The following is a 21,324-nucleotide window of genomic DNA, read 5'->3' as shown; positions in this document are numbered from 1 at the left end:
CTTCAAGGTAAGCTTAGGGACAGTAGTTAGTTTTGTGCAGCAAAATAACCTAAATTTTTTCATTCTTTCATTTATAAATTGCTTTGCAATTTATATCATAACCTGTTACCTGTTACTTTATTCCAAAAACTGTGAACTATATAAATTGCTTCGCAATTTAAATCTAATTATAGTATTTCTGTGACATATAAATCGTTGGATTTACTTAAATCTATAAACTCATCATCACACAAAACAAGAGGTGAAGAGATATTATTTAAATCCATTTGTATTACTTTACATTTCTTATTGTTATTTAACAGGACTGTTTGTCCAATATAGAAATTTGACATTCCATTTAAGAATTTAGAACACAATGTATAATCCAATTTACTTAAGCTATCTTCTTTTATAATCTTAAGAATTTCAAGAGGTTGTTTCTTATCTCTATAAGCTCTATTAGAATTGGTTGCATCAAATACATCTGCAATAGCTACAATTTTTGCAAACTCATGAATTTGATTTGATTTAAGGCCAAGAGGATATCCACTTCCATCACATCTTTCATGATGCATTAAAACTGCATAAAGTACTGATTTATTTATAAAGGGCACTTTTTTTATTTCATCATATGCTATTACTGGATGGGTTTTTATTATTTCAAATTCTTCCTCAGAAAATATACGATTTTTATCTATTAAATTTTTATCTATTTTTGTTTTACCAAAGTCATGCAATAAAGAGGCATAAACAAGATTATGAAGTTTATTACTATCAAACCCATGCCATTTTCCAATTAAATAACTTAATGAAGCTACGTTAACAGAATGCCTATATATACAATCTGAACCACTACCATTTAAAACTATATTTTTTAAAATATATTTATTTAGATTAAGTTCATTTAATAACTTTTTTGCATATTCATTTATTTCATTAGTATTTGAGCTTTCAAGGGTTTTAGCATTATCAAATATAAGTTTAACATCAATTGAAATATCCTTTAAAGTTTTATCAGCAGCCTTTAACTCTAAAATTTCATTAGAATTATCCTTTTCATCACTATATACTTCAATACTATCGAAAAGAAAAAATGTATTCAATTTCTCTAACATTTGCGCGTTAATAGTAATCCCCTCTCCAATTAGGATCATACCATTATAAACAACTTCGTTAGCAGTAATCATACCTATTTTTAAATCTCTTACAGGTATAAGTTTTTTATTATTACTCATAAAATATAACCTCACAAAATAATTGATAATTGAAATAAATTATTTCTCAATTTACTTATAATCTCGTATAAGATACATATTTTTTTATACCTTAATAGCAAAATTATTAAAAAATACTAAAATTTTCTTGTTAATAAACATAATGCAACAATGTGTACATATAGTCTTATCTTAAGGATTTATTAATTGATGTGCATAATTTTTATATGATATAATAATGTAAAAATAGAAATGGAGAATAAATATGAAAGAGTTAGAAACTAGAATAATTGATATAGATGTAGATTTTATTAGGAAAAGGCTTAAGGAATTGGGAGCTGAAAAAGTAAAGGAAGAATATCAAATAAATAATATTTATGATTTTGATGACAATAGATTATTAACTTCTAAGGGATATGCAAGAATAAGAATAACTGATAATAGAATAGACAATAAAGAAATTGTTTATATGACTACCAAAAAGATGTTGAGTCAAGAAACATTTAAAGTTATGGAAGAAAATGAAACTATTGTTGAAGATAAAGAAGCTGCAAGTAAGATTTTTACCTCTTTAGGACTAAAACTTAAGCAATCTATAAAAAAATATAGAGAAAGCTATAAATTAAAAAATTCTTTGATTGAAATTGATATAAATGATAAGGAGTTTTGTCCATTTCCATATATAGAAATTGAAACAGGCTCTGAAAATGAATTAGAAGAAATATTAAGCTTAATAGGATATACAATAAAGGATACTACTTCAAAAACTATCTATGAAATATTAGAAGAAAAAGGATTGAAGTTAGAGAATAGAAAAGGTTTATAAAAAAGACAAACTAAATTATAAACAAATAAATTATAAAAAAGTAATGTAAAAAAATGTATTTATTTGTAACCAAAACTCATTCTTCTTAGTAGATTATAATTAGGAAATTTAATTACTAAGGAGGATTTAAAATGTATTGGTTTAGTGAACTTAATCCTATAATTCAAGGACTTCTTGCAACTCTATTCACTTGGTTTATTACTGCATTAGGTGCGGCACTAGTATTTTTCTTTAAGAATGTTGATAAAAAAATTTTAAATACAATGCTAGGATTTGGTGCTGGAGTAATGGTTGCAGCAAGTTTCTGGTCTCTATTAAATCCAGCTATAGAACTTTGCAATGAACTCGGTTATAGTGGAGTTATTATTCCGGCAGCAGGATTTTTTTTAGGAGGATTATTTTTAATTTTTGCAGATAAATTAATGGATACTTATTCTTATGGGGTAATTACAGATAAGAATGAAGAAAAGTTACCTAAAACAACTAAATATAAAAAAAGTATATTACTAGTTCTAGCAGTAACACTTCATAATATACCAGAAGGGCTTGCGGTTGGAGTTGCATTTGGAGGGGTTGCAGCAGGAATACCTGGGACAAGTTTAATTGCAGCAATTACATTAGCATTAGGAATAGGACTTCAAAATTTCCCAGAGGGAGCGGCAGTATCATTACCATTAAGAAGGGAAGGAATATCTAGGTGGAGAAGCTTTCTTTATGGACAAGCATCAGGATTGGTGGAACCTATGGCAGGTGTAATTGGAGTAATAGCAGCTTTATCTGTAAGAAGTATTTTACCATTTTTATTATCTTTTTCAGCAGGAGCAATGATTGCAGTAGTAGGGGCCGAATTATTGCCAGAAGCGTCTATGGAAAACAAAAAATTAACAACTTTAGGATTAATTTTAGGATTCATAGTTATGATGGTATTAGATGTAACCTTAGGGTAGGTGTTTGAATAAAATAAATTTAAATAAATCTACCTTAAAATTTAGACTAGGTTAAAATTTTTAGATGTAATTAAAAGATATAAAATAAAAGGTAGAAAGAAAATCTTTCTACCTTTATATTAGTAAAATTATGCTTTATTTACTGAACCGAATAGTTCCATTTTTTCTTTAACTGTAGCTTTTATAGCTTCAAATCCTGGAGCTAATAACTTTCTTGGATCAAAGCCTTTTCCTTCTAAGTCTTTTCCAGCTTCAATATACTTTCTAGTACCTTCAGCAAATGCTAATTGACACTCAGTATTAACATTTATCTTAGAAACACCTAAAGAAATAGCTCTTTGTATCATATCTTCTGGAATTCCAGTACCACCGTGTAATACTAAAGGCATATCACCAGTAAGATTGCTTATAGCTTCTAGAGCTTCAAAGCTTAATCCCTTCCAGTTAGCAGGATATTTTCCGTGGATATTACCGATACCAGCAGCTAACATAGTAACGCCTAGGTCTGCTATAGCTTTGCACTCATTAGCATCAGCTATTTCACCAGCACCTACAACTCCATCTTCTTCTCCACCAATTGAACCAACTTCTGCTTCTAAAGAAAGACCTTTTTCAGAAGTTAATTTAACCATTTCTGTTGTTTTAGCTATATTTTCGTCTATTGGATAGTGAGATCCATCAAACATAATTGAAGAGAAGCCAGCTTCCATAGCCTTTAAAGCTCCTTCATAGCTACCGTGATCTAGATGTAATGCAACAGGAACAGTAATTTTTAACTCTTCCATTATGCCATTTACCATTCCAACTATAGTTTTATAACCACACATGTATTTAGCAGCACCTTCTGAAACTCCTAATATAACAGGTGAATTATTTTCTTGAGCAGTTAGTAAAACAGCTTTAGTCCATTCTAAATTATTAATATTGAATTGTCCTACAGCATATTTTCCCGCTTTAGCCTTGTTTAACATTTCTTTTGCTGAAACTAACATGGTATAAACCTCCATAACTTTAAATTTTATTACAATTAAGCTGTAAAGCTAAAATGTATCAAAAACATATGATTTACATATTTGTTCTTGTTAATAATATTATAACTCAAAATAAATTTATTTTAAACAAAAATGTAAGAAATTAATTACCAAGTAATAAAAATTATGAATATACATCCATAATTTCTTAAAATATGTTGAAATACAAAGAAATATAAAATTAAATTGTTAATATTTTATCTTTTAATTATTCAAATTAATAATTAAAATAATTCAAATAATATGAAATTAAATAGTTAATTAATTTATTTAAGTAATATAATAGAATTAAAAGTATATAATTTTCATTGTAATTCATAAAACATATATGAAGGTAATAAAATTTACCAAAAGATGAAACAAAATTCCAAAGGTATGGTAAAATGTTGAAAAGAAAAAATATAAGTTGTAAAATTAAAACATAGATGGAGGTATCTTATGAAAAGTGTAATTGTTAAATTACGAGATTATATCGATAAAGCTAGTGAAACTGAAAGGACGATAATCGAATATATACTGCGAAGTCCGGATTCAGCAGTAGAAAGTAATATATATAGGTTATCTGAAAATACTTTTGCTTCTCCGTCTACTATAATTCGCCTTTGTAAAAAAGTTGGCTTTAATGGATATAAAGAGTTAATACATGCATTATTGTATGAACTAGCAATTATAAGATCAGCTGATGAAGAGAAAGTAAAAAACATTGATAAGGAAGATAGTTTAGAAAAGATTGTTGAGAAAGTTACTTTGAAGAGTATTACCTCTTTAGAAAAAAGTCAAAAGTTAATTGATATAAATGTATTAAAAGATTGTGTGGATATTTTAGATAGTTCTAGAAACATTTGTTTATTTGGAGTAGGAGCATCACTATTAGTTGCTAAAGATGCTTATTTAAAATTTTTAAGAATAAACAAGAGCTGCCACTTAAATGATGATTTTCATGCTCAGCTATTAGAAGCTAAGAATATGGATAAAAATGATGTAGCTATTATTATTAGTTATTCTGGTTTTACAGAAGAAATGATTAAATGTGCTAATATAGTCAAAGAAATAGGAGCCCCTATTATTGCTATTACGAGGCTTGAGGAATCACCGATTTCAAATATAGCAGACTATAAGCTATTAGTAGCACCTACAGAACTTGTTTTTAGAGAAGGGGCAATATCTTCAAGAATAGCTCAGCTAAATATAATAGATATATTATATACAGCTTTTGTAAATAAGCATTATGACTCAAATGTGAAGCAATTTAATAGAACCCATATACAAAAACCAAATTTAAACTTAAAGTAAACGTTAACTTGATAAAATTATATTAGGAGGCCTGTTATGGTAGATTTAACCAAATTAACTACGGAAACCAGAAATAGAGATACTATTAATTTAGATAGAATGACTTCAATAGAAATTGCAACAATAATGAATAAAGAGGACGAGAAAGTAATAAAATCAGTTAGAGATGCTTTGCCTAAAATTGCAGAGGTTATAGATATGTGTACTGAAACTTTGGAGGGAGGTGGAAGAATAATTTATATGGGCGCAGGTACAAGTGGGAGACTTGGATTGTTAGATGCAGTTGAGTGTCCCCCTACATTTGGAGTATCTAGTGATTTAGTAGTTGGATTAATAGCAGGAGGTCAATCAGCATTTATAAAAGCTGTTGAAGGTGCAGAAGATAGTAAAACTTTAGGTGTTGATGAATTAAAAGAATTAAATTTAACTAACAAAGATATAGTAATTGGACTAGCAGCTAGTGGTAGAACTCCTTATGCAATTCATGGACTAAAATATGCTAGAGAAATTGGTTGCAAAACAGCGGTTGTTGTTTGTAATAAGAACTCCGAAATGGCAAAGTATTCAGATGTAGCTATAGAGCTTGTTGTAGGCCCAGAAGTACTTACAGGATCAACAAGATTGAAAGCTGGAACAGCACAAAAGATGGTATTGAATATGATATCTACTGGAAGTATGGTAGGTATAGGAAAAACTTATGAGAATCTTATGGTAGATGTTATGCAAACTAATGAAAAGTTAGTAACAAGATCAGAAAATATAATTATTGAAGCAACTGCAGCAGATAGAGATACAGCAAGAAGAGCCTTAAAGGATGCGAAAGGTAAAGTTAAAACTGCTATTATAATGATACTTCTTAAATGTAATTATGACGAAGCTGAAAAAAGGCTAAATATGGTTAATGGGCATGTACGATATGCTCTAGAAAATTAATTAAAAGAAAGAGGGAGATTATATGACAAACTTAGAATTAGCTAAGGTAATTGTTAATTTAGTTGGTGGAAAAGACAATGTTGTAAAGGCTGCAAATTGCATGACTAGACTTAGACTTACAATAAAAAATATTGATTTAGTTAAAATGGAAGAATTAAAAAATACAGAGGGCGTATTAGGTGTAGTTGAAGCTAATAATTATCTACAAGTAGTACTAGGTCCAGGTAAAGCAAAAAAAGTTACAGATATCTGTATAGAGGAATTAGGACTTCCAAGTGATGGAGTAGTAACAGAAAACTGGCAGGAAAATAAACAAGCAATAAAAGATAATCAAAAACAAAGTAAATTCAAGAAAGTAGTAAATACTATTGCTAATATTTTTATTCCTCTAATACCAGCAATTATTGCTGCAGGTATATTTAACGGATTAGCAAGTTTAGTTTCTACATTACAAGGACAAGGAACTTTACCAGCAGAAGGATTTTGGAAAGCTACTCAATTAATGTTTGCATTAATTGGTGGTGGATTCTTATCATACTTTGCAATTTATACAGGAATTAATTCAGCAAAACAATTTGGAGCAACTGAAGCATTAGGTGGTATGCTCGGAGCTATTTCAATAAGTGCAAATATAGTAGCATTATCAACTATGTTAGGATTATACGATGAAGCAGTTCCACTAAATTCTATTTTAACAACAGGAAAAGGCGGTATTATAGGTGTTATTTTTGGTGTATATATCCTTGCTAAAGTAGAAAAGGCAATTAGAAAGAGAATACCAGATGTTTTAGATTTAATTTTAACTCCACTATTAACATTACTTATAACAGGACTAGTTTTTGTGTTTGCAATAATGCCTTTAGCAGGTTTCTTATCAGATGGACTAGTTTCTGCATTAAGTGTAATTATTAATTCTTCAAATCCAGTTGTTAGCGTAATTAGTGGATTTGTATTATCAGCATTATTCTTACCAATGGTATTACTTGGATTACATCATGGATTAATTCCAATTTATGCAGTTCAACTAGAAGCAATGGGTGGAGTTTCATTATTCCCAGTACTTGCAATGGCTGGAGCTGGACAAGTTGGTGCTGCAATTGCTATATATTTAATAGCAAGAAAAGTTAAAAATACTAGATTACAAAAAGTTATTACAGGTGCACTTCCAGCAGGATTCTTAGGAGTTGGAGAACCTTTAATATATGGAGTTACACTTCCTATGTTTAAGCCATTTATCACTGCAGGATTAGGAGCAGGATTTGGTGGAGCATATGTAATGTTAACACATGTACTAGCTACAGCGTGGGGGCCATCAGGATTAGTAGCTATTCCAATAATGCAACCACAAAGTATGTTAAATTACTTCATAGGACTAGTTATATCTTATATAGCAGGATTTATTATAACTTACTTTGTAATTAAGGAATCCGACGTTAAAAATGCTTAAAAATAATTAATATATAAATATAAGTTGCAATAAATATTCTATGCTTAAATAAATTACCTTGAAATTAATACTATTTAAGTGAAAGTAGTATTTTTGCAACTTATATTATATAAAACAAGTTAAGGTAATAAATTATTAAAATTTTTAAGAGGTAAGGTGGTAAATTTGAAAACCAAGAAAAGATTATGTTGCATGGCTATAGCACTAACATTTATGGCATCAATTGTATCTACACCTACTAAGAAAATAAATGCATTAGAAAACAGTTATGGAACTATAAAAGAAACTGGTGAAAATATGAACATTTCAGGATTACAAGCAGATATAACATTTCCAGACTACATGAATTATGTAGACGATACTCTTATAGTAAACAACATGTTCACTTTCAAAGGATATGAAGGGCAAGGTAAACTATATATAAAATGTAGTGACGGATTAGAAAGTGTAAGAGTTTTTATTAATGGTAAAGAAATAAATGTTACAGAAGCCTGTAAAAATAATGGCAAGACTTATGAAGTGGATTTCTCAGATATTTCAGTAAATGATAGAAATACTATTCAAGTTACAAATTTTGTACCTGAAACAGGTAAGGTGAATATAAAGATACCATATCCAGAAGTTATAGAGGGAAATGCCGAATCAGTCGGAATGGATCAAAACACTTTAGATTTAATAGACACTTTAATAAATAATGATGTTAAATATGGTTTTACAAGTGCACAATTAGCTGTTATTAAAGATGGAGTTTTAGTTAAAAATAGTGCATACGGTACTGTAAACGCTTACAATAATGATGGCAGTTTAAAAACAGATTCACCAAAGGTTACAACAGATACTCTTTATGATTTAGCATCAAATACAAAGATGTATTCAACAAACTATGCTATACAAAAATTAGTAAGTGATGGACAAATAAATATATCAGATAAGATAACAAAATATTTTCCAGACTTTAAAGATGGAGAAAATGATCCAATAAAGGGTAAAGCAGGACTAACAATACAACATTTGTTAGAACATCAAGGAGGCTTCCCAGCTGATCCACAATATCATAATAATAAATTTAACCAAGCGACGCAAAAACCTGATCAAACTGTGGATAATCCATTATATTCACAAGATAAGGCAACAACCTTACAAATGATTTTAAAAACACCTTTGCAATATGCACCTGGAACAAAAACAGTTTACTCAGACGTAGACTATATGCTTTTAGGGCTTATTGTGGAAAAGGTAACAGGAAAGGCTTTAGATGAATATGTAGAAAATACATTTTATAAGCCATTAGGACTGAACAATATAGTTTATAATCCGTTACAAAAGGGCTTCGATAAAGATAACATAGCAGCAACAGAGCTAAACGGAAACACAAGAGATGGAGCTATAAGTTTTGAAAATATTCGTGATTATACACTTCAAGGAGAAGTACATGATGAAAAGGCTTATTACTCAATGGACGGAGTTTCAGGGCATGCAGGATTATTCTCAAATGCAGAAGATTTAGCCAAATTAGCTCAAGTTATGCTAAATGACGGCGGATACGGAAATAATAAATTCTTTTCAAAAAATACTGTAGAAGAATTTACAAAGAGAAAAGCATCTAGTCCAATTTGGGGATTAGGATGGTGGAGAGAAGGAGATAACGGAAGGTTATGGTACTTTGGAACTCAATCATCAAGCAATACCTTTGGACATCAAGGATGGACAGGAACCTTAACAGTTATAGATCCTGAAAGTGATTTAATAGTTGTTTTACTAACAAACAAAATTAACTCACCAGTTATAGATAATTCTATAAATGCAAATATGTTCTTAGGAAATAAATTTACTACCTCAACTCTTGGTACAATACCAACTCTTGTTTATGAATCTATAGAGCATAGTAATAAGAAAGCAATAGATGCTAACCTTTCTAATATGGTAACAGAAAAATTAAAGCTGTATAATCCATCAAATTATCAAGGCGAAGCAATATTAAAGGCTGCTTATGCTGTAGCTGATACAATGGTTACAAGAGCAGAAGAATGCAAAGTTAAGTCTACAGTTGACTATGCATATGCATCAATAGAAGAAATAAACAAATTAGACAGTAATAAAACTATTATTAATGAGTTAAAGAGTAGAGTAGATAATATACAGCTAGAAGAAGAAGCTTCAAGTGATTTATCTAAAATTACTTTATCAAAACTAAGCGAATCTCCAAATGCACAATGGCAAGCGGATATAGCTTTCCCAGATTACTTAAATTATGTAGATGATACTTTAATAGTAAATGGCATGTTCACTTTTAATGGGTATCAAAATCAAGGAAAATTATATATAAAAGCTGAGCCAGGAATAACATCTGCAAGGATATTTGTAAATGGTGTTGAAATGGATACAACTGAAATTTGTAGTAATACAGGAAAAACTTTTGAAATAGATTATTCTCAGGTAGCTAATAATGGAAGAAATACAATACAAGTTACGAATATAGAACCTAAGAATACAGCTATGAAAAAGGGAATATCAGTTAAAATACCATATCCAGAAGTTATAGAGGGAAATGCCGAATCAGTTGGAATGGAGCAAAACACTTTAGATTTAATAGACACTTTAATTAATAATGATGTTAAATATGGTTTTACAAGTGCACAACTAGCTGTTATTAAAGATGGAGTTTTAGTTAAAAATAGTGCATACGGTACTGTAAATGCTTATAACCAAGATGGCAGTTTAAAAACAGATTCACCAAAGGTTACAACAGATACTCTTTATGATTTAGCATCAAATACAAAGATGTATTCAACAAACTATGCTATACAAAAATTAGTAAGTGATGGACAAATAAATATATCAGATAAGATAACAAAATATTTTCCAGACTTTAAAGATGGAGAAAATGATCCAATAAAGGGTAAAGCAGGACTAACAATACAACATTTGTTAGAACATCAAGGAGGCTTCCCAGCTGATCCACAATATCATAATAATAAGTTTAACCAAGCAACTCAAAAACCTGATCAAACTGTAGATAATCCATTATATTCACAAGATAAGGCAACAACCTTACAAATGATTTTAAGAACACCTTTGCAATATGCACCTGGAACAAAAACAGTTTACTCAGACGTAGATTATATGCTTTTAGGGCTTATTGTGGAAAAAGTAACAGGAAAGGCTTTAGATGAATATGTAGAAAATACATTTTATAAGCCATTAGGATTAAATAATATAGTTTATAATCCGTTACAAAAGGGCTTCGATAAAGATAATATAGCAGCAACAGAGCTAAACGGAAACACAAGGGATGGAGCTATAAGTTTTGAAAATATTCGTGATTATACACTTCAAGGAGAAGTACATGATGAAAAGGCTTATTACTCAATGGACGGAGTTTCAGGACATGCAGGATTATTCTCAAATGCAGAAGATTTAGCGAAATTAGCTCAAGTTATGCTAAATGACGGCGGATACGGAAATAATAAATTCTTTTCAAAAAATACTGTAGAAGAATTTACAAAGAGAAAAGCATCTAGTCCAATTTGGGGATTAGGATGGTGGAGAGAGGGAGATAACGGAAGATTATGGTACTTTGGAACTCAATCATCAAGCAATACATTTGGACATCAAGGATGGACAGGAACTTTAACAGTTATAGATCCTGAAAGTGATTTAATAGTTGTTTTACTAACAAACAAAATTAACTCACCAGTTATAGATAATTCTATAAATGCAAATATGTTCTTAGGAAATAAATTTACAACATCAACATTAGGTACAATACCAACTCTTGTTTATGAATCTATGATTCATAATAATGATGATGCAATAGATGCAAATCTTGCTCAAATGGTATCAGAAAACTTAAAATTATACAATTCAAACAACTATACAGGAGAAGCTATATTGAAATCTGTTTATTCTAAGATTGATACTGTTATTACAAGAGCGGAAGAAAATAAGACTAGCTCTAATATTGCATATGCTGAAGAGGTTGTAGCAAAATTAAATGTTGAAGAGAATCGTAAGCAAATAATGAAATTCAATGAAAGAATTAAAAATGTTGGAGGTACCCCTATAGAACTTCCAAACTATAGTTCTGAAATTGAAGCATTAAATAAGCTTGCTGAAGAATCAAAGGTTATAGTTGATAAAGGACAAGATTTATCAGAACATGTTCATTATCAAACTAGCACTTGGGACAAATTTATTAAGTCTTATAATAGTTCAATGGATGTACTATCAAAAGGAATTGAAGCCAATAACAAGGAGTTAAATACAGCAATTGAAGAATTATCAATAGCAAAGAATGCTTTAGTTAAATTAGATAAAACTAACTTAAATAAAGCTATAGAAGCAGCTAACTCTAAAATTGCAGAGGGAATATTAGAAGAAGTAGACGAGGAGATTAAGATTTCATTTAATAATGCTTTAGAAGTAGCAAAGACTGTTTATAATAACAAAGATACAGGTGTTCAAGATATAGTAAAGGCATATAATGATATTTTAGTTGAATATAAAAAATTAGGTATTCCGGTAGGTGATAAGAATAATTTATCTGACTTAGTAAATATGGCAGAAGCTATTAATTTAGATAGATTCTTAAGTAAAGGTCAAGACGAATTTAAAAAAGCTTTACAAGGAGCAAAAGATATATTAAGTAAGGAGGAGATATCAGAAATAGATTCTTATACTTCTTACGAATCACTATATAAATCTATGATGCAACTAGTATTAAAGGCAGATAAATCTGAATTATGTAAGGCAATTGCCAATACTGAAGAAATTAACTTAAGCTTATATACTGAAAATAGTAAAACAAAACTATTGTCAGTACTTGAAGCAGTTAAATTAGTAAAGGAAAATCAAGAAGTTACTCAAGAAGAAGTTGAAGTTGCTTTAGAAAGTTTGAACAATGCAATAAAGGCTTTAGTAAAATCAGCTGACAAGAGTGAACTTGAGTCTTTGATAAGGAAAGCAGAAGGAATTGATACTAATAAATATAAATCTGAGGGTGTAGAAAGATTTATTAAGGCTTTAAATGAAGCTAAAATTGTCATGGAAGATAAGAATATCTCAGAAGACAATCAAGAACTTGTAAATATATCTTATAGCAATTTAAATAGTGCAATTGAAGCTCTTCAATTAAAAGAATCATCAAATGGAAATAGTGGAAATGGTTCAAATAATGGTGGTAAAGAAGACAATAAGGATCAAGAAGACTCAAATATAGATAATAAAAATAATGACAAAGGGACAAACAATAATGGTAAAGGAAATAGTGATTTACCAGGTACTGGAGGAACATCACCAATTATTTATGTAGTTATTGGAGCTTTAGCTATAGGATTTGGTGCATATATATTTAGGAAAAAAAGTACATTAGATAAAGTATAATAATTTTAAATAAATAATAGGATTTATATTTCAAATAAGGTTTGTACCTAAAAAGAAATATAAGTCCTATTTTTTTGTAAAAGTATAGTATAAAATATATATAAGCTGAAATAAATATTTTACACTTAACTAAATTAACATTGAAGTTTATAATATTTAAATAAAACCAGCATTTAATATAATAAACAAAAGACGGGAGAAGAAAACATGAAAAATGTAAAATTAGTTATATTTGATATGGATGGATTAATATTCGATACAGAAAGGCTTTCTTATGAAGCATGGAAAGAAGCAGCAGATAAATTTGATATATACTTTGATCTAAATTTACATTATAAATTACTTGGAACTAATCATGAAAGTGTTAGAAGAACTTTAGATAATGAATTTGGTAGTAAAGTAAATTTAGATGATTATATAATGGAAAGAAATAATATATATATGGCTAAAATATTAAATGGAGAAGTTAAAAAGAAAAAGGGAGTAGATAAGTTGTTAAAATATTTAACTGAAAAAAATATAAAAAGAGCAGTTGCTACATCTTCCAATAGAGAGCTGGCAACCAAGATTTTAAAAGAAGCTAATATATACGATTATTATGACTATGTATTATGTGGAGATGAAGTCACTAAATCAAAACCAAATCCAGAAGTATTTTTAAAAGTAGCAGAAAAATTAGATGTACCAAGTGAAGAATGTATAGTATTAGAAGATTCTGAAGCAGGGACTATAGCAGCTAGTAGAGCAAGAATGACTACTATAATTATTCCTGATTTAAAAGAACCTAACGAAGATATAGAAAGACTTGCATTTAAAAAAGTGAGAAACCTGGAAGAAGTGATAGATGTAGTTGAGAAATTACATAAGGCATAATAAAGGGTGATTTAGTGTACAGTGCGCAGTTTGCGATTATAAGAAGTGAAGGTAACAAGTAACAGGGAATTTAATTTTACAGTGCAAAAATTAAAAAATCCCTTAAGGATTTTTATCCATAATTTTTTAACTCCTTCATTTTTTCATTAAATAATATTAAATATTATGTAGATTATTGATTAAAATATATATTTTTAAATTATAGATAACTAGTAGTATAGGCGGTGTAATAATGGAATACATAAGTGATATAAATATACAAGAAGGAATAATTCATATAGTAGATTCAAATTCTGATGAACCAATTTTAAATGAATACAGCCTTGAATTAAATGAAGATATTTATAAGTTTCTTCATAAGCATATAGAAAAGTGTTTTAATGATGAAGAGCTAAAGTATGCTGTTTTTAATCCAGAAAGAAATATAGTAAAAGAATTAGTTCAAGATTATTTAAATGGAATAGAAAATGATCTAATAGGATTATCTCAAGAGTTAGCAAGACAATTATTTATAATAATGAAGGGAAACGTAAATATTCCTTCATGTGATTTAATAATAGTCTCTATAATAACAGATCAAGGTCCAATGATTGGTATACTTAAAATGGACTATGTAAAGAATTTTACTCATCAAGTTGAATTTAAAGAAAGTAAAATAGGTATAGATATAGTTCCACAATCAGCAGGTCTTCCAGCTAGTAGTCAAAGAATACAAAAAGCAGCATTTATAAAGCCTATAAGAGAAGAACAACGATATAACCTTATGGTAATAGACAAACAACGGAAAAGCAAAGATGAAGAGGAATATGGAGCAAATTATTTTATAAGCAACTTTTTAGGCTGTTCAATAATAAATAATGAAAGAGATATGACCAAGACCTTTTTAAAAGCTACAGAAAATTGGACTAGAAGTAATATAGTGGAAGATGCAGATAAAGCAGAAAGAATAAGAACAACAGTTAAAGCAAAATTAAAAGAAGAAGATACTATAAATATAGATGAGCTTTCAAATGAATTATTCAAGGAAAATCCACAAGTAAAAAATGATTTTTCAAGTTTCGTGAAAAGTCATGGATTAGAAGATGAAGTAGCTATAGATAAGCAATGGATAGAAAAGAAGTTGAAGAGAGTAAGGCTAAAGATTGATAGAGATATAGATTTATACATAAATGAAGAAGCTTATCACGATAATACTAGGTTTGAAATACAAAGAAATGGTGATGGAAGTATAAATATGATAATAAAGCACGTTATGAATTACTTAGAAAAATAATTATAAGTAATATTTTGTGAAGTAATTTTCTGGTGCGCAGTTCATAGTTTCATATTATAAGGGGTTAAGGTAATAAGCAACAAGTAATAGGTAACAGGTAAAAGGAAATTTAATTTTAAATTTATAAACTGTTCTTTGATACCTGTTATTTTATTTGAAAAAATGCAAACAGTGAATTGTACACTGGGAACTGAATTAATTTTGCTTTACAAAATTTCATTTACCTATTGTAACTTTATAAATATTGTAATATGATATAAATGTAAGCGATTACTTTCATATTTTAGGGGGGATTTATATGGTCAATATTATTGAATTAAAAAAAGTAACTTTATCAAATGGAGAAATTATAGCTTATAGGGAAGAAGGCTTAGGGGAAAAGAATTTATTACTTATTCATGGGAATATGTCATCATCAAAACACTGGGATATTCTTATAAATGAAATTAAGGATAAGTATAAAATAACGGCAGTGGATATGAGGGGCTTTGGTGAATCTAGCTATAATGCACCTATTAATTCATTAAATGATTTTGCTAAAGATATAGAAGAATTTTTAAATATTATAGGAATAAATTCTTGCTCAGTTATTGGATGGTCAACAGGAGGCGGAGTTGCTCTAGAACTAGCAGCTAATTGCCAAGAAAAAGTAGAAAATGTAGTGTTATTGGAGTCTGTAGGGGTTAAAGGATATCCTATATATAAAAAGGACCAAAATGGACAACCTATGAATGAATTATTAAGAACTAAAGAAGAAATTGCAAAAGATCCAGTACAAGTTAAACCGGTATTGGATGCCTTAGAAAATAAAAATAAAGAGTTCTATAGAACATTATGGAATATGGCTATTTATACACATAACAAACCAGAAGAAGAGAAATACAATGAGTATTTAGAGGATATGCTTACTCAAAGGAATTTAGTTGATGTGGATTATGCATTGGCACATTTTAATATGACAAATGAAAATAATGGAGTTATAGAAGGTAATAATAAATGTGAGCTAGTTAAAGCTCCAGTATTAATATTGCAAGGGGATAGAGATTATGTAGTTCCAATGTATATGGCAGAAGATATAAATAAATATATTAAAAATTCCAAATTAGTTATATTAAAGGATTCCGGACATTCACCTATGATAGACGCTTTAGATAAAGTAGTAGAAGAAATAAATAAATTTATACAATAATTATTATAAATATTATTTATACCAGGTAATATTTTTAGTAAAGTTACAACATAAAATATGTTGACAATGTTTACAAAAGATATTAAAATATATTTATATTAAATATGGATCCATTTATGGATTGTTACTGGAAAGCAGGCAAAACCTAAATTGATACCAAATTTGTTATAGTAATAAAACTATAGCTGTTTGATGTTGATTTAGGTTTATTTTTATATAAATGCAAAATAATACATATTAATATATGAAATATGTAATCAGGCTATTTTAGGTAAGGCTTAAATATTTCTAATAAAAAATTACTATAAAGGAGATTAGAGATATGATAATAAATAAGGTGTTAAATAATAATGTTATTACAATTATAAACGAAAATAATGAAGAATCAGTTGTTATGGGAAGAGGAATAGCCTTTCAAAAAAAGAAAGGTGATGAAATTGATCAGGAAAAAGTAGATAAGATATTTGTTTTAAAGAATAAAAGCATAAATGATAAGTTAATAGCATTAGTTAATGATATTTCTGTAGAGAATTTAGAAATAGCTGAAGAAGTAATTAAATATGCAGAAAAAAAGTTAGACACAAAACTAAATGAAAATATATATTTAACACTTACTGATCATATAAGCTTTTCTATAAACAGATATAAAAGTAATTTGGAAATGAAAAATGTGATGCTTTGGGATATTAAAAGATTACATAAGGCAGAATTTGAAGTTGGTTTAAAAGCATTAGAAATTATAAAAAATAGAATAAATATAGAATTACCAGAAGATGAGGCTGCTTCAATAGCAATGCATATTCTAAATGGAGAATTAAGTCAAGATATGCCTCAAATAGTTGATATTATAAATTTAATTAATGAAATTCTTAAGATTGTAAAATATCATTTCAATGTTGATTTTGATGAAGAATCAATAAATTACTATAGATTTATTACTCATTTAAAATTCTTTGCTCAAAGATTAGTTAATGGAAAATACTATGAAGATAATGATAATGATTTATTTGAAATGATTAAAAATAAGTACCCAAAATCATATGAATGTACAAGAAAAATAGAAGGATTTATAAAACAAAAGTTTAATAATGAATTAACAAAAGAAGAAAAATTATATCTTATAGTGCATACAGCAAGAGTTGTAAAAGAAAATTATTAAAACTTAATAAGTTCTAACATTTTTTAGGATTGTAACTGATTCGATCAGGCAAAACCTAAGTTAATTATTAAAATTTTACTAATAGATTTATACTATATTTAAGTATTGTTATATTTATAGTGATTAGTGGAATTCAAAGTTAATTTAGGTTTTTTATTATATAAACTGATAAATAAATACGTTAGGAGGAGATAATAGGAAAATTAATTTTTAACCGGAAGTTTCATAGGATTGTAACTGATTCGATCAGGCAAAACCTTAATTCTTCAAAACTTAAATATATTAAATTTTGAAAGTGAGGAATTAAGCTATGAATTATGAAAATTTAGCTAAGTCAATATTAAAAAAAGTAGGCGGAGAAAATAACATATCAAATTTAACACATTGTGCAACAAGATTAAGATTTAATTTAAAGGACAAATCTAAGGCAAATACAGAGGAACTAAAAACTACTCAAGGTGTTATGGGTGTTGTTGATAAGGGTGGACAATACCAAGTTATAATAGGAAATGATGTAAATAATGTTTATAAAGAAATTATTAAAATTAGTAATATAGAAAGTCAAAATAGTCATGTATCAAATGAAGCAGATGATCGTAAACCTATTGCCAAAATCATAGATACTATTACAGGGATATTTACACCTATATTACCAGCTATAACAGCAGCAGGTATGATGAAGGCAGTTCTTTCATTATTAAATGCATTCAAATTAGTAACACCACAATCACAAAGCTATCAAGTTATAAATTTTATGGCTGATGCTGCATTTTATTTCTTACCAATACTTCTTGCTAATTCAGCAGCAAAGAAGTTTAAAACTAATCAGTATTTAGCAATGATGCTTGGAGGAATGTTACTTCATCCAACATTTGTTACAATGGTAAGTACAGCAAAAGAAGCAGGAACATCTATAGGTGTATTTGGACTACCTATTTCTTTAGCATCATATAGTTCAAGTGTTTTACCAATAATACTTGGAGTTTGGTTTATGTCATATGTTGAACCAATTGCAGATAAAATATCACCAAAAGCAATTAAGTTTTTCACAAAACCATTAATTACAGCATTAGTTACAGGAATAGTTTTATTAGTAGTAATAGGACCTTTAGGATATATAATAAGTGATAAAATAGGATTAGCTATAAGAACTTTAGAATCTTATGCTAGTTGGGTAGTACCAACTATAGTAGGTGGATTAACACCATTATTAGTTATGACAGGTACTCATTATGGACTTATACCAATAGGAATAAATAATCGTATGACTATGGGATACGATACAATAATATATCCAGGAATGTTAGCATCAAATGTTTCTCAAGGGGGAGCAGCTTTAGCAGTAGCTCTTAAAACTAAAAATCAAGAAATAAGACAATTAGCATCTTCAGCTGGTATTACAGCAGTTTGTGGTATTACAGAGCCAGCTCTATATGGGGTTAACTTAAGATTTAAAACACCATTATATTCAGCAATGATAGGAGGAACAGTTGGAGGATTATTCCTAGGATTATTCCGTGTATCAAACTATTCAGGTGGTTCTCCGGGATTCTTAACCTTACCAAGTTATATTGGTGGAGATTCTATGATGAATTTTGCATATGCTTGCATAGGAGCGGCAATAAGTGTAGTTGTAGCATTTGTAGCTTGTTTAATATTATATAAGGATAAGGCTGAAGTTATTGATAATGTTGATAAAGAAGTTGCTGTTAATAAAGATGAAGATAATAAAAAGAAGCCTTTAGTTAATAAAATCACTATTGCTAGCCCGATGGATGGAGAAATTATGCCTTTAAAAGAAGTTAAAGATGAAACTTTTGCATCAGAAATGATGGGAAAGGGAGTAGCAATTAAGCCAATAGAAGGTAAGGTAGTATCACCAATAAATGGAACTGTTGAAACAATATTTAAAACTAAACATGCTATAGGATTAAGATCAAGTGACGGAGTAGAAGTTTTAATTCATATAGGTATAGATACAGTCCAATTGGAAGGAAAACATTTTACATCATATATTAATGATGGAGATGAGGTAAAGGTTGGAGATACTTTAATAGAATTTGATATGGAAGCTATAAAAAAGGAAGGTTATGAATTAGTTACACCTGTTATAGTTACTAATACAGTAGATTATTTAGAAGTTTTACCTATGAATTTAAAAAATGCTAAGGTTGGAGATACTATTATAAGTATTATTTAGTTATATAAACTTTAGTTAAAATATAAGGAAGTATCTTTAAGTTAATTTATAGATACTTCCTTAAAAAATAGTGGAGGAATTAATATGAACAAAGATTTTAATAGATTTCCAGAAAACTTTTTATGGGGAGGAGCTTTAGCGGCAAATCAATGTGAAGGTGGATACAAAGAAGGTGGTAAGGGGCTAACAACTGTAGATTTATGTCCAGCGGGTTTAAATCGTAGAAAAGTTATGGAAGGTAAAATAGATGTTTTAAAACCTTTAGAAAATGAGTATTATCCATCTCATGAAGCTATAGATTTTTATCATAGATATAAAGAAGATATTGCTTTATTTGCAGAAATGGGTTTTAAATGTTTAAGAGTTTCTATAGCGTGGTCAAGAATATTCCCTAATGGAGATGAAGAAATTCCAAATGAAGAAGGATTAAAATTTTATGATTCTATGTTTGATGAAATGATAAGATTTGGAATAGAGCCTGTTGTAACTATTTGTCACTTTGATACACCAATTGGAATTATAGAAAAGTTTGGTGGATGGAAAAACAGAAAGTTTATAAATTTCTATTTAAATTATTGTGAAGCTATCTTCAAAAGATATAAGAATAAAGTTAAGTATTGGATGACATTTAATGAAATAAATATGATATTGCATTTACCTTTCATGGGAGCTGGTGTTAGATTTGAAAAAGGAGATAATGAACTTCAAATTAAATATCAATCAGCTCATCATGAACTTATAGCAAGTGCACTAGCTACTAAGATGGCCCATGAAATAATACCAAATTCAAAGGTAGGATGTATGCTTGCAGCGGGAGAATTCTATCCATATTCATGTAATCCAGAAGATGTATTATTAGCAAAAGAAAAGGATAGAGAAAATTTGTTTTTTATAGATGTACAGTCAAGAGGAGAATATCCTGGATATGCCAAGAGATTTTTAAGAGAAAATGGAATAGAAATAGTCTTTAAAGAAGATGATGAAGAAATATTAAAAAATAATACAGTTGATTTTATAGGATTTAGCTATTATTCAAGTAGATGTGCAAGCTCAGATTCAGAAGTATTAAAGGGTCAAACTGCAGGAAATGTATTTAAGACTGTTAGGAATCCAAATTTAAAGGTTTCAGAATGGGGATGGCAAATAGATCCATTAGGGCTTAGAATAACATGTAATTCTTTATATGATAGATATCAAAAGCCATTATTTATAGTAGAAAATGGTCTTGGAGCTAATGATGTAATAGAAGAAGATGGCTCTATAAATGATGATTATAGAATTGAATATTTAAAAGAACACGTTAAGGCAATGAAAGAAGCAATAATTGATGGTGTGGATTTAATAGGGTACACACCATGGGGATGCATAGATATAGTGTCCGCATCTACAGGAGAAATGAAAAAACGTTATGGGTTTATATATGTTGATAAAGATAATAAAGGAAATGGAACATTAAAGAGAAGTAAAAAGAAGAGTTTTTATTGGTATAAGAAAGTTATAGAGAGTAATGGAGAAGAAATTTAGCAATAAACACTAAGACATTAAAACAGAAGTTAATTTAAACTTCTGTTTTAATGT

General features: G+C 28.7%; 14 protein-coding genes. 12 read left to right on the top strand and 2 right to left on the bottom strand.

The genetic code is table 11. The annotated features are described in order from the left end of the window. Positions 1-167: 167 nt before the first annotated feature. Positions 168-1,214, bottom strand: a complete 1,047-nt coding sequence (locus tag AAT22_RS14535) for an HD-GYP domain-containing protein (protein WP_047001754.1) — start codon at positions 1,212-1,214, stop codon at positions 168-170. A 244-nt stretch (positions 1,215-1,458) separates the two neighbouring features. Here AAT22_RS14535 and AAT22_RS14530 point away from each other — a divergent pair, with 244 nt between their 5' ends. Both AAT22_RS14530 and AAT22_RS14525 read left to right on the top strand, forming a co-directional pair. Next, complete coding sequence (locus AAT22_RS14530; protein ID WP_016205987.1) at positions 1,459-2,019, top strand: CYTH domain-containing protein; 561 nt, start codon at positions 1,459-1,461, stop codon at positions 2,017-2,019. A gap of 131 nt (positions 2,020-2,150) precedes the next feature. Beyond that, positions 2,151-2,966: a ZIP family metal transporter gene (locus tag AAT22_RS14525; protein ID WP_016205986.1), complete on the top strand. Its 816-nt coding sequence runs from the start codon at positions 2,151-2,153 to the stop codon at positions 2,964-2,966. Positions 2,967-3,094: 128 nt separating this feature from the next. On the opposite strand, the gene fba is transcribed toward AAT22_RS14525, so the two are convergent. Then, positions 3,095-3,958, bottom strand: a complete 864-nt coding sequence (fba, locus tag AAT22_RS14520) for a class II fructose-1,6-bisphosphate aldolase (protein ID WP_016205985.1) — start codon at positions 3,956-3,958, stop codon at positions 3,095-3,097. Between the two features lie 477 nt (positions 3,959-4,435). Between fba and AAT22_RS14515 the strand changes: the two genes are divergently transcribed. The 10 genes from AAT22_RS14515 to ascB all read left to right on the top strand — a co-directional run bounded on the left by AAT22_RS14515 (position 4,436) and on the right by ascB (position 21,270). Beyond that, positions 4,436-5,290 (top strand): MurR/RpiR family transcriptional regulator, encoded by an 855-nt coding sequence (locus AAT22_RS14515; RefSeq protein WP_016205984.1) that lies wholly within the window; start codon positions 4,436-4,438, stop codon positions 5,288-5,290. A gap of 36 nt (positions 5,291-5,326) precedes the next feature. Further along, positions 5,327-6,223, top strand: a complete 897-nt coding sequence (gene murQ / locus AAT22_RS14510) for an N-acetylmuramic acid 6-phosphate etherase (RefSeq protein WP_016205983.1) — start codon at positions 5,327-5,329, stop codon at positions 6,221-6,223. A 22-nt stretch (positions 6,224-6,245) separates the two neighbouring features. Beyond that, on the top strand, positions 6,246-7,670 hold the full coding sequence (locus AAT22_RS14505) for a PTS transporter subunit EIIC (RefSeq protein ID WP_016205982.1): 1,425 nt from the start codon (positions 6,246-6,248) through the stop codon (positions 7,668-7,670). Positions 7,671-7,835: 165 nt separating this feature from the next. Then, positions 7,836-13,052 (top strand): penicillin binding protein PBP4B, encoded by a 5,217-nt coding sequence (pbp4b, locus tag AAT22_RS18625; protein WP_156174340.1) that lies wholly within the window; start codon positions 7,836-7,838, stop codon positions 13,050-13,052. Positions 13,053-13,259: 207 nt separating this feature from the next. Further along, positions 13,260-13,925 (top strand): HAD family phosphatase, encoded by a 666-nt coding sequence (locus tag AAT22_RS14490; protein ID WP_016205978.1) that lies wholly within the window; start codon positions 13,260-13,262, stop codon positions 13,923-13,925. A gap of 232 nt (positions 13,926-14,157) precedes the next feature. After that, positions 14,158-15,198 (top strand): nucleoid-associated protein, encoded by a 1,041-nt coding sequence (locus AAT22_RS14485; protein WP_047001753.1) that lies wholly within the window; start codon positions 14,158-14,160, stop codon positions 15,196-15,198. Between the two features lie 298 nt (positions 15,199-15,496). Continuing rightward, entirely contained in the window at positions 15,497-16,387 is an 891-nt protein-coding gene (locus tag AAT22_RS14480; protein ID WP_047001752.1) for an alpha/beta hydrolase, read from the top strand. A gap of 322 nt (positions 16,388-16,709) precedes the next feature. Continuing rightward, positions 16,710-17,546, top strand: coding sequence for a PRD domain-containing protein (locus AAT22_RS14475; protein WP_016205975.1), 837 nt, complete (start codon positions 16,710-16,712; stop codon positions 17,544-17,546). Between the two features lie 310 nt (positions 17,547-17,856). Next, positions 17,857-19,746, top strand: a complete 1,890-nt coding sequence (locus tag AAT22_RS14470; RefSeq protein WP_016205974.1) for a beta-glucoside-specific PTS transporter subunit IIABC — start codon at positions 17,857-17,859, stop codon at positions 19,744-19,746. A gap of 84 nt (positions 19,747-19,830) precedes the next feature. Further along, positions 19,831-21,270 (top strand): 6-phospho-beta-glucosidase, encoded by a 1,440-nt coding sequence (gene ascB, locus AAT22_RS14465; protein WP_047001751.1) that lies wholly within the window; start codon positions 19,831-19,833, stop codon positions 21,268-21,270. The last annotated feature ends 54 nt before the right edge of the window (positions 21,271-21,324 follow it).

This window comes from Clostridium sp. C8, assembly GCF_001010885.1.
GTDB classification, from domain to species: Bacteria; Bacillota; Clostridia; order Clostridiales; family Clostridiaceae; genus Clostridium; species Clostridium sartagoforme.
Note: the sequence above shows the minus strand (reverse complement) of the source record. Positions and strands in the feature narration are given on the sequence as shown.